Origin of the sequence: Paenibacillus sp. GCM10027629, assembly GCF_042676425.1 — a bacterium.
GTDB classification, from domain to species: Bacteria; Bacillota; Bacilli; order Paenibacillales; family Paenibacillaceae; genus Paenibacillus_K; species Paenibacillus_K terrigena.
This window is the reverse complement of the sequence record NZ_JBHTGZ010000005.1, coordinates 574,349-588,521: the sequence shown is the minus strand read 5'-3', so window position 1 is coordinate 588,521 and position 14,173 is coordinate 574,349. Positions and strand designations below refer to the sequence as shown.

Genomic DNA, 14,173 nt, shown 5'->3' with positions numbered 1-14,173 from the left:
CTGCTACTATAAATCCGTTTATTTTACGACATGAACCTCTTAGACAACCGTCTGTGGTTTGTTATTGCCGAAATCGATCTGCTGCTTCTCTTCAAAGCGTTCAAGCGCAAGCTGGATCAATGTATCTAGCAGTTCCTGATACGATACACCTGTCTCACGCCACATGAGCGGATACATACTGTACGGCGTAAAGCCCGGCATCGTATTCACTTCGTTAATCATGATCTGGTTATCATGTTTCTGCACGAAGAAGTCAACGCGCGATAGTCCCGAACCATCAATCGCCTGGAACGCACGAATGGCAAGTGAACGAAGTTCCTCTGTGAGTTCTGGCGAAATGTTCGCCGGAATCATCATCGAAGAATTTCCGTCCGTATATTTAGCTTGGTAATCATAGAATTCACTTGAAGACGTAATCTCGCCCGGTACCGAAGCTCTAGGCTCCTCATTCCCAAGTACGCTAACTTCAATCTCACGCGCATCAATGAACTCTTCTACAATGACTTTACGGTCGTAACGAAGCGCAAGGTCGATCGCTGCTACGAGCTCTTCCCGGTTGCGCGCTTTGGAGATACCAACACTGGAACCCAGATTCGCTGGTTTGATGAAGCAAGGATAACCTAGCGATACTTCGATCTCCATCGTATGATAGCTCGCGTCTTTCTCCCATTGCTTGCGTGTGAAGTAACGATACATACACTGCGGTAATCCCGCCTGAGCGAACAATTTCTTCATGATGACCTTATCCATACCCACCGCAGAAGCGAGAACCCCTGCGCCAACGTATGGCACATTCGCAATCTCGAACAGACCCTGAATCGTACCGTCTTCGCCAAATGTACCATGCAGCAGTGGGAAGATCACATCAATACTCTGTACGCCGCTGCTTCCTGCTGGTTGCCTTGCATCCGTGAACAAGGGCATAATTGCTGCTCCTGCCGGTTTATTCTTATCTGCTTCATACTGCAACAATCCTGAATGCTCTACCGGCGCTTGTAGGAGTGGACCATTCCGCCATTCGCCGTCTTTCGTTATATAGAAAGGCACGATCTCATATTTGTCGTAATTAAATGCCTTCATCACTGCAAGTGCTGTGGATAAAGATACTTCGTGCTCGCCTGATTTGCCTCCGTAGATAAGACCTACGCGTGTTTTCTTTATGCCGCTCATGACTTTCCTCCGCAATAGAACATGTTTTGTAGCCCGATTGGGCCCTTTATTTCATTGTTTGTTAGACATTAGAACCAATCCATAATATGAAAAAAACGATATTGTGTACGCTCCGTATGCGCATAAGAATCCCGGTAATCCCAGTAGCGATGTCTGCTATTCGTCGTATGCGCATTAACAAGCGGCATTCCGCCTGCATCGAACGCTGTGACGATCGCACTATGTTGGTATCGACCATCGCCATCCCAATCATAGCTAATGATATCGCCTAGCTGTAAATCCGACGGCCGTTCTACGGGAGCAGCTTGCAAATACGAATCGCTATGATTCAAATAGTTGTTCAGTGCATTGGCGACAGCCCAGCTGTAACTCCAAGCTTCCTGGTTGTTCACCATGCCCCGGTACCACCAACCTGTCTCTCTTTTACCAGTATAGTGGATTGGTCCCCCCCCTGCAACGAGACATTGTGATATATAATTCGTGCAATCGACTTCAAAGGCTAGAAATTCTGGGTTATTTCCGTTCCACCACTGATCCGCATATTGCACCGCACGTTCCCTCGCATAAGACTTCGCACGCCAAGATTTGGACATCCCGAGAACATCTGTATTTAAGAGAGGGATTGATGGGATATGCTCGGATGTCTGCTGTTCAGGGTGACTCACAATCTCCTCCTTCTCCGTTCTTCGTTCCTCGGGATGACGCTCAGGAATGTTCTGCTCAATGCGGGTAATAATCCACGTGTTGCCATCCTTGTTCAGCGTAATACGCTCTTGTTCTAATCGTTCTTCGACGTGGGCAATATGGCGCTTCTCATAGATTCGGCGTGTCTGGAACTCCAGATCGACGACGACCTCACCTTCACCTTCACGTGTCCGCAGCAGCTTCGTCCGCGTCTCATTGCGAAGCGGCGTTGACTCCCGCGCCTGATACCATTCCTTTAGCATATGCATGCGGTTGCTTTTGCGCATTAAATGATCTAAATCTGTCACCACAACTTGATCTGCGGGCTGTCTATAATCGATTTCTGTGCGGTTGAATTGATTCACATAGGAATAAAGGACATTTTTCCAATCTTTTCGCATACCAAAGGACCTCCCCAAAGATTTTTTACCGTAAGCAAGGTTGGTTCAGTATATGACATGCTGGGGGGAAATATGAGGATGATGATGGGTGTGTTCAAAAGAGTGGCGAGGCCTGCAGCGTTAGCGCTCTGGGGAGGGGTGGATATGGGGTTCCAGCCGCTGTTGAAATTCGTGTGAATTGGATTGGACTTTTTATAGGTCTTCACACGAATTTCAAAGGCGAGCGCTATCGCTCCTCCACCCCATATCCATCCCCTCTTCGGAGCTACGGTGTGCGGGGTGCCACTTTTCAATTGAGCACACCCATGGAGGGGGTGCTGGGGGGAGCGGCGTGTCGTAAACAACTGCATTTCTGCAGTTGTTTACGGCCATCGGGGCAGCAGAGGACGAATTAACTGCGTTTTTGCAGTTATTTCATCCACTTGAAGGCGTAACGAGCGAAATAACTGCATTTCTGCAGTTATTTCAGCCACTTGGAGACGTGACGAGCTAATTAACTGCATTTCTGCAGTTATTCAACCACTTGGGAGCGTTATGAGCCGATTAACTGCTTTTCTGCAGTTATTTACGGCCATCGGGGCCGCAGAGGGCGAATTAACTGCGTTTTCGCAGTTATTTCAGCCACTTGAGGGCGCGACGAACGAAATAACTGCATTTTTGCAGCTATTTCAGCCACTTGGAGACGTAACGAGCTAATTTTTGCAACTATTTTAGCCACTTGGAGGCGCAACTAGCCAATTAACTGCTTTTTTGCAGCTATTTTAGCCACTTGGGGCCGCGACGAGCTAATTAACTGCATTTCTGCAGTTGTTTCAGCCACTTGGAGACGTGGACGAGCTAATTAACTGCGGATATGCAGTTATTTCAGCCACTTGGGGGGCGCGACGAGTCAATTAACTGCATTTTTGCAGCTATTTCAACCACTTGGGGGGCCTGGGGGGCCGCGACGAGCTAATTGTGCTGATAAATTGAAATTGTAGAGATACTTATCGAGCTCCTCTAAATTCTGATCAATTTGCCCCATATATGGCGGTGAGATTACTGAAGGACTTCGCGATTTGATTGCGGACCCTCGATCGCGTAGAAATTGTTGTAGAGCGAGAGCATGACGATGAGGAACCCGAAAATCAACTTGAAACGAATGGACTTGAATAGAAGCTTCTCGAAGAATGGCATATCAATGTCTCCTTCCTACCGCTTTGGGAGCCTTTGCGGGGTGTGGTATTATTCCCTTCATTGTAAACATTTTCATGATCGATTCATGGTAAAATCTTCAGGAATTATCGATGTTTTATTAAAAAAATCCTAGAGGATCCCCGGTGAAAAAACCCTTTACGACGAGAGATTATGCAGGTATACTTAAGGTAAATCAATAATTTGAAATTGCGTTTCACTAGATGAAACGAATATCATTTCAAATTGGACTCTTGATCGAAGGGAACTCCTTCGAGAATAAATTTAGGAGGCGCAGCATCATGTCCAAAAAGGATCACTACTCCGTAGCCCGCGACCTGCAAGTGAACGGGAAAAGCTACCGCTACTACAGTCTTCAGGGTCTTGAAGAGCAAGGTATCGGCAGCATTAACAAGCTTCCATTCTCCATTAAAGTGTTGTTGGAAGCTGCTGTACGTCAATTCGACGGCAGAGCCATTACAAGTGAACATGTGAAGCAAATCGCGAGCTGGGCGGAAGGCCGCGACGAGAACAAAGAGATTCCGTTCATTCCTGCACGTATTGTATTGCAAGATTTTACTGGCGTTCCGGTTGTTGTTGACCTTGCAGCTATGCGCGATACGGTCAAAAAAGCTGGCGGCGATCCAAAACAAATCAATCCGCTTGTACCGGTTGACCTTGTTATCGACCACTCGGTCATGGTAGATGCATTCGGATCTCCCGACGCGCTAGAGTACAACATGAATGTCGAGTTCGAACGTAATGAAGAGCGTTACCGTTTCTTGCGCTGGGCGCAAACGGCGTTCAATAACTTCCGTGCGGTTCCTCCGGGCACAGGTATCGTTCACCAAGTGAACCTTGAGTACCTTGCATCCGTAGCTGCAACGAAAGATGTTGACGGCGTGACTGAAGTCTATCCAGACTCCCTCGTCGGTACAGACTCCCACACAACCATGATCAACGGTCTTGGCGTTGTTGGTTGGGGTGTTGGCGGTATCGAAGCAGAAGCTGGTATGCTCGGCCAACCGCTCTACTTCGTTACACCAGAAGTTATCGGTTTCAAATTAACAGGTAACTTGGCTGAAGGTGCAACAGCGACAGACCTTGCGTTAACAGTAACGCAATTGCTTCGTAAGAAAGGCGTTGTTGGCAAATTCGTAGAATTCTACGGACCAGGTCTATCCAACATCAGCCTTGCAGACCGTGCAACGGTTGCCAACATGGCACCAGAATACGGCGCAACGATTGGTTTCTTCCCAGTCGATGATGAGACATTGAACTACATGCGCAGTACAGGCCGTGAAGAAGAGCAAATCGAGCTTGTAGCAAGCTACTATAAAGAGCAAGGCATGTATCGTACAGACGCGACACCAGATCCAATCTTCTCCGATGTGATTGAGCTGGATCTAGGATCGATCGTACCAAGCTTAGCTGGACCGAAACGTCCACAAGACCGTGTCGAGCTATCGAACATGAAAGAAGCATTCAACAGCATTATTCGCACACCAATCGATAAAGGCGGCTATGGCTTGTCCGACGAGAAAATCGCACAATCCGTTCCTGTCTCCCATCCGAATGGCGAGAAGAGTGAAATGGCTGCGGGTGCAGTCGTGATCGCAGCGATTACGAGCTGTACGAATACGTCGAACCCTAGCGTTATGCTCGGTGCAGGTCTTGTTGCGAAGAAAGCTGTTGCACGCGGATTGAAGAAACCTGGTTATGTGAAGAGCAGCTTGACGCCAGGTTCCCTCGTGGTAACCGAATACTTGCAAAAGGCTGGCGTACTGGAGTCGCTAGAGGCTCTTGGCTTCCACGTAGCAGGTTATGGTTGTGCGACTTGTATCGGGAACTCCGGTCCATTGCCGGATGAAGTCGGTCAAGCTATCGCAGATAACGATATGACGGTTGCGGCAGTCCTATCCGGTAACCGGAACTTCGAAGGACGCGTTCACGCCCAAGTGAAGGCGAACTATCTTGCTTCTCCGCCGCTTGTTGTTGCATACGCACTTGCAGGTACGGTGAACATTGACCTTGCGAACGATCCGATCGGCTACGATCAGAACGATGAGCCAGTGTACCTCAAAGACATCTGGCCAACATCGCAAGAAATCAAAGAAGCGGTAGCAACCGCATTAACACCGCAAATGTTCCGTGATAAATACGAGCACGTATTCACACAGAACGAGCGTTGGAATCAAATTGCAGCGCCACAAGGCGAATTATATGAGTGGGACGAGAAATCGACTTACATTCAGAACCCGCCATTCTTCTCGAACCTAGGCACAAGCCTGAATGATATTACAGACATCAGCAGCGCGAATGTGCTTGCATTGATGGGCGATTCCGTTACGACGGACCATATCTCCCCTGCAGGTAACATCAAAGCTGACAGTCCAGCAGGTCAATATCTTATCGAGAACGGCGTGAAGAAAGAAGACTTCAACTCCTACGGTTCCCGTCGTGGTAACCATGAAGTGATGATGCGCGGTACATTCGCGAACATCCGTATTCGTAACCAAGTGGCTCCGGGTACAGAGGGCGGAGTAACAACTTACTTGCCGAACGAAGAAGTGATGTCGATCTATGATGCATCGATGAAATATCAAGATGCAGGTAAGAACCTCGTCGTTATCGCAGGTAAAGAATACGGTACAGGTAGCTCCCGTGACTGGGCAGCCAAAGGTACATTCTTGCTCGGCGTCAAAGCGGTTATCGCAGAGAGCTTCGAGCGTATCCACCGCAGTAACCTTGTTGGTATGGGCGTCCTTCCGCTTCAATTCCAAGATGGACAGAGCTGGAAGACACTTGGCATTACGGGCCGCGAGACCTTCGATATCCTTGGCTTGTCCAACGATGTACAGCCAGGACAATCGGTGAAAGTTATCGCGACTCGCGAAGATGGCAGCAGCTTTGATTTTGAGGCTATCGTGCGTCTAGACAGCATGGTGGACGTTGACTACTACCATAACGGTGGTATCTTGCAGACGGTACTTCGTCAAATGATCGCGAACCAATAAAGAACGAACTCATATCATATGTTAAGAGCTCCGAGATGTCTGATTCATAGGACATCTCGGAGCTCTTCTTCATTCTCCCAACAACTCGTGCGCTGTCACTTGTTCTTCTGACTGGCGATCCAGAAAGCAAATATAATCAGCGGGATCAGAATAAACCAAGGGATTGTAATCCCCCCAACGAATATGGCTAGTATGAAGATAAGTACGAAGCCAATGATAATGTAAAGACAACCGCGGCCGAACGTCTCCATGTATACCGTCTCCCTTCAGGAAGATTGGATGGGTGTACTTCTAGTATACAAAGGCGATGCTCAGATATATGTTAACGAATTTGCCAAAGTGTCGAAGCGTGCATGGAAAGACGAATAACCGCCCATCCTAAAGGACGAGCGGTGCGCCTGAGCTAATGACGTGTTACAGATCACATAGATCAATGAGCATGAATCGTGCATCCTGACTCGCTTCAATCTGTAGCGTCGTGATATCGGAAATCCGAGCAGAATCTCGTGTGCCAAGCTTCGCCTCACCATTTAAGGTGACATCCCCTCCGAGAACAAAGACGAAGATTTTGCGATCGGCCGTCGATGTGTGAGAAATGGATTTCCCCGCATCCAGATCAGACAAATAGATCGTCATATCTTGATGGATCTTCGCAACGTTCTCTCCACCTTCGGTTGAGACTACAGGCAGCAACTGATTGCGCATTTGGCTCACATCGAATTTCGAAGTCTCATAGGACGGGTGTAGATTCGATTCACCGGGGATGAACCACATTTGCAAAAAATTTAAGGTTTCATCGCTCGAAGCATTGAACTCTGAATGGAAGATGCCCGTCCCCGCTGACATCCGCTGGATTTCACCAAATGAAGTAATCGCGTGATTACCCAGATTATCCCGATGCTCAAGCTCCCCCGATAGCACGATAGACACAATCTCCATTTCACGGTGAGGGTGCATGCCAAATCCCTCTTGTGGCGCCACAAAGTCATCATTCAGCACGCGCATTGCACCGAAATTCAAATTACTCGGATCATAATAATCTGCAAATGAGAAGCTGAAATTGCTCTTCAGCCAACCGTGATCGGCTGTATATCGTGATGCTGCTGGATAAATGTTAATCATCATAGACTCTCCTCACTCCGATGAAATTAGTTTATCAATGTATATTGCCCGCCGCCGATCAAGGCGATACCTACAGCAACAGCAATGAGAACCAGATTATATTCGTAACCGCCTGCGGTGATCCACAATCCATTCTTACCATGAACCGTAATGATCGAGACCAGCATCGTAATGACGATGAGTGCAGCACCGATCGTTAACCATACCCCAGATGCGAATAACAACCCGCCTACAAGCTCGCCGCCGCCAGCCATAAGTGCCATCAACATCCCTGGCTTCATGCCAATGGATTCAAGCCATCCTGCTGTACCGCGTAATCCGTGTCCCCCGAACATCCCGAATAATTTCTGAGCGCCGTGACCGATAAATAAAAGACCAATCACCAAGCGAATAATAAGAATACCTCCATCTAACATGTGTAACTCTCCCCTTAATACTTATTTTTTGTTTGTTACTTACTAAAATTAATATACACCCATTAACTAACTTTTGTCAAGCAACTAAAAATATTTTTAAATAACCTATTTTTCTGACATTAGATATGTTAAAATTATGACAAGGACATTGCACATTGCATTTGCCCGGAAAAGAGGTGTTACAATGGATTACTCTAAAATGTGTCCAAAATACGAGCACGCTTCTGAGCTGCTTGGCAAGCGCTGGACAGGTCTAATCATTCGCGTACTGTTAGGCGGTCCACGAAGATTCAAAGAAATTAAAGAGCAAATTCCGGAAATGAGCGATAAAATGCTGACGGATCGGATCAAGGAGCTGGAGAACTGCGGCATTCTCGTCCGAAATGTCTATCCGGAGACCCCGGTTCGCATCGAATATGACCTAACGGACAAAGGTCGAGATCTTGAACCCGTTATTGAGAAAATTCAATCCTGGGGCGAAAAATGGATGTGAACCTTGAACGACAAAAAAGAGCCGATACCATGCAGTCTGTACTGCAGTGATATTGGCTCTTTTTTGGTACTGTTCATTCCTATTTGGCGTTCTTCCTACCGTAACATCTTCCCCATGCGCTTCGCTGCTTCAATGACAAGCGGCGCTTGATCCTGCATCGCCTGCAGCGAGAAGCGGTTCACAGGTCCTGAGACGGATAAGGCCGCCGCCAAATGATGAGATCTGTCGAATATGGGTGCAGATAGGGCTGCAGCACCAGATTCCCGCTCTTCAAAACTCGTCGCATAGCCCTGCTCCCGGATCTCCGATAGCTGACGGATATAGTGCTCCTTCTCCATCTCAGACGTCCAGTCTAATGACTGGATTAACTCTGCTTGCATGGCCTCATTGGCATATGCAATCAACACTTTACTCGATGCCCCCACCGAAAGCGGCGCACGCATGCCCACAGGAGCTACCCTGCGTATCGCATGATTACTCTGTACGGCTTGAATTCGGATCCGCTCTTTGCCATCACGCAAGTACAAGCTGATCGTCTCTCCGATCAAATCACGCAGCCGCTCCATTTCCGGCAGCAGTATACTTGCTGGATCATCCTCTTGTGACAAGTTAGCAGTCAGCTCCCATACACGCATGCCGAGTCGATACTTCTCCGTCGCTTGATTGCGCGTGACAAATCCTTTTTCCTCCAGTGTCGTTAACAACCGATGCACGGTACTCTTATGCAAGCCGATCTTGCTGGAGATTTCCGTCAAGCCCAAATCCGTATCCGATGTAAAGCAAATCAGTATATCTAAAGCCCGCTCGACGGCTCGAACCGTTAATTTACGTTCTTCCAAGAGAGGATTCCCCCTTAAAATAGTTTCATAGAATGAAACAAAGTTACATCTAGTATAACGAAAATCTACACTTTCGTAAAGCTGAGATTACCTCTGTTACAGGTAGATTACAAGGACCTTACAAATTACGACCACCCATTGACCCTAGACCTATCTCATCATACGATAGAACTACCAAAGATTTATAAAACGCTTTCATAGATCTCTTAGAGGTAGTTCAAAAAGGCATCATTTGATCACGAAGTCATTCAAGAAGCATAATCGGCATCGAATCTTGCGTTCACCTTTGAATAGCGGATGCTTACGGAGTATGTTTCCTCCGGAAACATTTCAGGTACTCATTTAGGTTTCGCCTAAACTCCGTTCCTCCTAAAAGTTTTTCGGAGAAAAACTCGCTACGGAAGCATGGCTTCAGGTTCTCGCAACCTAAGCATATGCTTACGATGCAAGTTTTCTGCGAAAACTCACAGGTGCTGAAATGCCGACTTTTTGAACACTTACTTTTAAGGGAAGTTCAAAAAAATATATTTCAATATTCTATTTACACCTAAGATTCTAGAGGAGGTATACGCAATGACGACATCCACATGGACTGAACCTGTACTTCAAGGCGAAATTCTACAGCCTACTGCACCTGCGATACCTTATCGTCGTCTGCGTCTGAGACATGTCATGATCGCACTTACTCTATCACTTGTCACACTCCTCGTCTTTGCCTTTCTAGCATTGCATGGATATATTGCATGGGTGTTGTCCAATCCAACGGTTGCGGACATCACATCCAATCCCTATCAAGCCAAACGCTTGCATTACGAGAATATTACATTCCCTGCTTTAGATAACAGTACGAATTTAGAAGGTTGGTATATCCCCGCTGCGAACTCGAAGAAGACCATCGTATTCAGTCATGGATATGGCGCGAACCGCGAAGAGCTGTGGGTACCGATGTACGATCTCGCACAATTCGCACACCGATTGAATTACAACGTCGTTATGTTCGATTACGGATTCGCCTCCAAGACCCATAAGCTTGCCGCAACGGGCGGCGCCATCGAAAGTGAACAACTGCTCGGCGCCATTCAATATGCGAAGGAACGCGGATCGCAAGAAATTGTCGTATGGGGCTTCTCTATGGGTGCTGGCACGGCCTTACAAGCTGCGCTTAAGACAGATGACATCGATGCGATGATCTTAGATAGTACGTTCCTGCTCGAGCCGGATACACTGTATCATAATATCAGCCAACATATGAAGCTGCCTCGTGATGTATCGCTGCCGATTCTAAGATCCTTATTCCCTATCATTAATGGCACGAGCTTGCAGCAAATTCCTTATGAGGCCGTGAAAAATCATAACTATGAAATGCCGATCTTCTTCATTCACGGAACGAATGATGAGAAGGCTCCTTATCCGATTGCAGAGGAACTCGCAGCGAAGCAGAGCAATCTCAACTCCGAGGTTTGGATCTCGAATGGCGCCTTGCATGAGATGATCTATCGTCAACATCCCAAAGAATATTTGAAGCGAACCGCTTCTTTCTTAAATGCCGTATCTTAATCTTAGAGTCTATCCTGACAGCATGGCATAGGCATCAACAACTTGGAATATCTTGATTAAAGATGCTCTAAGGGAGGTGCTTATGACATGCTGTTTGTATATGGTACGCTCATGCCCGCGCGCGTACTCGAAGAAATTCTGCAATGGAAACGACAAGAGAAAGATAACATGGCCTTCATTCCTTCCGTGCTACCCGCACTTGAACCGCAATATGTCAATTGGCTTAACGAATGGGAACGACTCGTGCACCGAACCATTCACTATACACAGTTCTATATCCATCCATTTCGCCATACCCATCAGCCCTATGCCCCGGAACTTCAAGAACAAGTCGATCATTTATTGAACGCTTCCCTAGCCCATTCGCTAGCATGGGTCACACAGCTTCGCGAAGTGATTGCCGCAAGCCCTGCGATTCAACGAAATATTCCAGCGCAGCAGACCCTACGCCGTATCATTGAACAAACCGAGTCTTTCATCCATACCGCGCAACCGATGGTACATCCGGGGATCACTGCACCCGCAGTTACAGAGCAGTCTCCCATCACTTCAGAGGATTACCGAATGAAAACATGGTCCGATATGCTTCCCCCAAAACAACCGGAGCCCGTTCCTATCGGTGGTCATCTACTGCCGCCTCTCGCCTACCCTTACGATGCACTTGAACCTTACATCGATGAGACAACGATGCGAATCCATCACGACAAACATCATCAAGCGTATGTTGATGGTCTTAACCATGCAGAATTAGCACTTGCCAATGCACGCGAAGACGGGAACTTCGACCTCATTAAATTTTGGGAAGGCGAATTGGCCTTTAACGGTGCTGGGCACTATCTACATACCCTCTTCTGGGAAATCATGAACCCTGAAGGCGGCGGGAAGCCTGAAGGAGACTTAGCCGAGCAAATTATCCAGGATTATGGCAGCTTCGAGAAGTTCAAGGCCCAATTCAGTGCTGCAGCAGAGAAGGTAGAAGGCGGTGGCTGGGCGATCCTCGTCTGGAGCCCTCGCAGCGGTCGTACACAGATCTTACAAGCTGAGAAGCACCAGAACTTATCACAGTGGGATAACATTCCCCTCCTCCCACTCGACGTCTGGGAGCATGCCTATTATTTGACGTACCAGAACAATCGCCGCAAATATATCGACAACTGGTGGAATGTCGCCTATTGGCCTGCGGTAGCAGCCCGCTACAAGCAAGCTAGACAATTGAGATGGCAGCCGTGGTGAACGGCATCATAACAACCCGCGCAGCTTCGCAGCCGCGCGGGTTATGTTTTGTTATAAAGAAGTGATACCTCGCACGAACCGCTGTTAACGTATAGGCTTCACGGGCCGCTGCCACCAAATATACGCTTGCAGCTTCTTCGTATACGTTGCGAGATGCGGTGAAGAAGGAAGATCGATACCATAGGGCTGAAGCAGCGAGTTCTGTTCCACGGACACCTTAGCAGTCTGGACGGACCAAGGCGAGTGTTGAATGTCGGTGATGATCAATTCACTGCTCACAGCACCTTTCGCTTGAAGCGGCACGGGATGTAGTGTATCGCTATACTGGCAGTAACGCTCTGTAAGCCATTTGGTTAATGGATTGGTGACCGCGGGATAAGGACTCGAGACCGGCGCTGCACGCAGACGCAGCTTGGTATGGTCCGAAAGACTGCAATCGATACGTTGAATCGGCGGATGGCTCAATTGCGACTTGTCCGGATGCATCGGATCGATGCGAAGATCGGCATGAATGAACGGCATATGCATAAATGTCGAAGCTCCGAACACAGCCAAGCGACTGGTGGCACCGATACGTAAGAAATAGACGCCCGGTTTGCCTTCACTGGAGCGGACATAGGTGCGAATATTGATCTGATTGAAGTTCAACACACCCGGTATGGGTGGCATGAAGCGCAGTCTAAAGTGATGTACCTGTAGAACGACGATGCTGATCCAAGCTTGGTCATGATAGGTATCCAGTTCAAGTCCTTTCGGGATGAACGGGGACAGCATTTTCGGATCTATCGCGTAATGGACGAAGGTGAGGTCACGCCATTGCTGTGACATGATCCACGGCGCTTGCGGCAGCGGCCAAGGACGCGTGGGATTCAGCTCAGATAATTGCATGAATAAGTCAGTCCCTCCAATACGCGTATGATCCAGGATGGCAGGATACACCAAGTTAAACAGTATTGGAGTGTAGGATGCGATAATTTGATAAATCTATACCGTCTATTTTATCAAATACCGGAGCGCACACTGGGAATGATACGCAGCAAGATCTCTTGCAAATTGCTGATCCGGGAAACCGCGATGCAGCAGCTTCAGACCACCCGCCGTTAATGAGATGTGGTAATAAAATCGGTAAAAAGCCATTCGGTTCGGATCAAGCGTATCATGCTTAAGATACCGATAATATTCGCCGAAACGAAGTTCAAGGAAGCTATGTTCAAGCTCGACATCATAGAATTCCGCCCCCTCTATATCGATCAAGTAAGGCTCCAATTGCTGATTCACCAATATATGATCGGGACCCAATTCACCATGGATAAATCCATAACGGTTGCGAGGTGCTATGCGTGATGCGAGCACATGCAGCATTTCGAGCAGCTGGCTATAGTGGGCCTTGATTGGCTCAATATACTGGGAGGCATACAACAACTGATTTTCGGCATCCTTCTTCTGAAGTAAGTGGCAATTCTCTCTAGCTTCTTCCCGAACATTCACCTTCCCAAAAGTCTGTCTTACGTTCCCATGCATGCCTGCCAGCATATCGCCGATCTGATAGAACAATGCATCCTGTACTCGCGTATCCGACTCGTGAAAATAGACCTCCGCTTTCTGCCCTTCCATGTATTCTACGAGTGCATAATCGAACGGATACTTCGTTTGATCCTGATTCAAGTCGTACAGAGCAGGTGTTCGAATCCCCTGTTCCTTGAAAAATCTATTATTCATCGCGAATAAATCACTACCATACGATCGATGATCCGCACCATTGCTTTCGATTTCCTCTTGAAAATAATTCATCGTCAGATCCCACACATAGAGCACACAGGAAAATCCATTGCTACAGTTCAGCCTATAGATGACCTTCTGTGCACCGCCGTGCAATCTCACCATATCCGTAACCCAATAATTCGTTCCAAACACGTTCCCTACATAAGTTTGCAAATCAGATAAATCGAGGTGTAAATTCCGTTCCATCTTAGCAACACTCCATTTCTTCGGTTATTGCCGGCACTTCAACTGTATCGGAATTTCCCCCGAAAATATAGACTGTTTCTTCACGATTTGTTATGATGTT

15 protein-coding genes are annotated in these 14,173 nt (G+C 47.6%); 6 read left to right on the top strand and 9 right to left on the bottom strand.

What is annotated here, in order from left to right:
* Positions 1–39: 39 nt before the first annotated feature.
* Together ACFQZR_RS08635 and ACFQZR_RS08630 are read right to left on the bottom strand one after the other, a co-directional pair.
* Positions 40–1,170, bottom strand: a complete 1,131-nt coding sequence (locus tag ACFQZR_RS08635) for a D-alanine--D-alanine ligase (protein WP_379344833.1) — start codon at positions 1,168–1,170, stop codon at positions 40–42.
* A 68-nt stretch (positions 1,171–1,238) separates the two neighbouring features.
* A complete protein-coding gene (locus tag ACFQZR_RS08630; RefSeq protein ID WP_379344831.1) occupies positions 1,239–2,255 on the bottom strand; it encodes an amidase domain-containing protein in 1,017 nt (338 codons plus the stop codon).
* Positions 2,256–2,613: 358 nt separating this feature from the next.
* Between ACFQZR_RS08630 and ACFQZR_RS08625 the strand changes: the two genes are divergently transcribed.
* Both ACFQZR_RS08625 and ACFQZR_RS08620 read left to right on the top strand, forming a co-directional pair.
* Positions 2,614–2,748 (top strand): hypothetical protein, encoded by a 135-nt coding sequence (locus tag ACFQZR_RS08625; protein WP_379344829.1) that lies wholly within the window; start codon positions 2,614–2,616, stop codon positions 2,746–2,748.
* Positions 2,749–2,789: 41 nt separating this feature from the next.
* Entirely contained in the window at positions 2,790–2,951 is a 162-nt protein-coding gene (locus tag ACFQZR_RS08620; RefSeq protein ID WP_379344827.1) for a hypothetical protein, read from the top strand.
* A 342-nt stretch (positions 2,952–3,293) separates the two neighbouring features.
* On the opposite strand, the gene ACFQZR_RS08615 is transcribed toward ACFQZR_RS08620, so the two are convergent.
* Positions 3,294–3,431, bottom strand: a complete 138-nt coding sequence (locus tag ACFQZR_RS08615; protein WP_379344825.1) for a hypothetical protein — start codon at positions 3,429–3,431, stop codon at positions 3,294–3,296.
* Positions 3,432–3,730: 299 nt separating this feature from the next.
* On the opposite strand from ACFQZR_RS08615, the gene acnA reads away from it, so the two are divergent.
* Positions 3,731–6,445 (top strand): aconitate hydratase AcnA, encoded by a 2,715-nt coding sequence (gene acnA, locus ACFQZR_RS08610; protein ID WP_379344823.1) that lies wholly within the window; start codon positions 3,731–3,733, stop codon positions 6,443–6,445.
* A 95-nt stretch (positions 6,446–6,540) separates the two neighbouring features.
* Here the strand turns inward: acnA and ACFQZR_RS08605 are convergent, their stop codons facing one another.
* From ACFQZR_RS08605 to ACFQZR_RS08595, 3 genes are all read right to left on the bottom strand, one after another.
* Positions 6,541–6,696, bottom strand: a complete 156-nt coding sequence (locus ACFQZR_RS08605; RefSeq protein ID WP_018754897.1) for a hypothetical protein — start codon at positions 6,694–6,696, stop codon at positions 6,541–6,543.
* 163 nt (positions 6,697–6,859) lie between these two features.
* Positions 6,860–7,567, bottom strand: a complete 708-nt coding sequence (locus ACFQZR_RS08600; RefSeq protein ID WP_379344950.1) for a pirin family protein — start codon at positions 7,565–7,567, stop codon at positions 6,860–6,862.
* A gap of 26 nt (positions 7,568–7,593) precedes the next feature.
* Positions 7,594–7,983, bottom strand: coding sequence for a DoxX family protein (locus ACFQZR_RS08595; RefSeq protein ID WP_379344820.1), 390 nt, complete (start codon positions 7,981–7,983; stop codon positions 7,594–7,596).
* A gap of 184 nt (positions 7,984–8,167) precedes the next feature.
* On the opposite strand from ACFQZR_RS08595, the gene ACFQZR_RS08590 reads away from it, so the two are divergent.
* A complete protein-coding gene (locus tag ACFQZR_RS08590) occupies positions 8,168–8,476 on the top strand; it encodes a winged helix-turn-helix transcriptional regulator (RefSeq protein WP_152396488.1) in 309 nt (102 codons plus the stop codon).
* Between the two features lie 95 nt (positions 8,477–8,571).
* Here the strand turns inward: ACFQZR_RS08590 and ACFQZR_RS08585 are convergent, their stop codons facing one another.
* Positions 8,572–9,315 (bottom strand): IclR family transcriptional regulator, encoded by a 744-nt coding sequence (locus ACFQZR_RS08585; protein WP_379344818.1) that lies wholly within the window; start codon positions 9,313–9,315, stop codon positions 8,572–8,574.
* Positions 9,316–9,888: 573 nt separating this feature from the next.
* Here ACFQZR_RS08585 and ACFQZR_RS08580 point away from each other — a divergent pair.
* Entirely contained in the window at positions 9,889–10,872 is a 984-nt protein-coding gene (locus tag ACFQZR_RS08580) for an alpha/beta hydrolase (RefSeq protein ID WP_018754891.1), read from the top strand.
* 87 nt (positions 10,873–10,959) lie between these two features.
* The gene (locus tag ACFQZR_RS08575) at positions 10,960–12,105 is read left to right on the top strand and encodes a Fe-Mn family superoxide dismutase (protein ID WP_379344815.1); all 1,146 of its coding nucleotides are present in this window, start codon (positions 10,960–10,962) and stop codon (positions 12,103–12,105) included.
* Positions 12,106–12,189: 84 nt separating this feature from the next.
* Here the strand turns inward: ACFQZR_RS08575 and ACFQZR_RS08570 are convergent, their stop codons facing one another.
* Together ACFQZR_RS08570 and ACFQZR_RS08565 are read right to left on the bottom strand one after the other, a co-directional pair.
* Complete coding sequence (locus ACFQZR_RS08570) at positions 12,190–12,993, bottom strand: YqjF family protein (RefSeq protein ID WP_379344813.1); 804 nt, start codon at positions 12,991–12,993, stop codon at positions 12,190–12,192.
* 105 nt (positions 12,994–13,098) lie between these two features.
* On the bottom strand, positions 13,099–14,073 hold the full coding sequence (locus tag ACFQZR_RS08565; protein WP_379344811.1) for a phosphotransferase: 975 nt from the start codon (positions 14,071–14,073) through the stop codon (positions 13,099–13,101).
* Positions 14,074–14,173 lie beyond the last annotated feature (100 nt).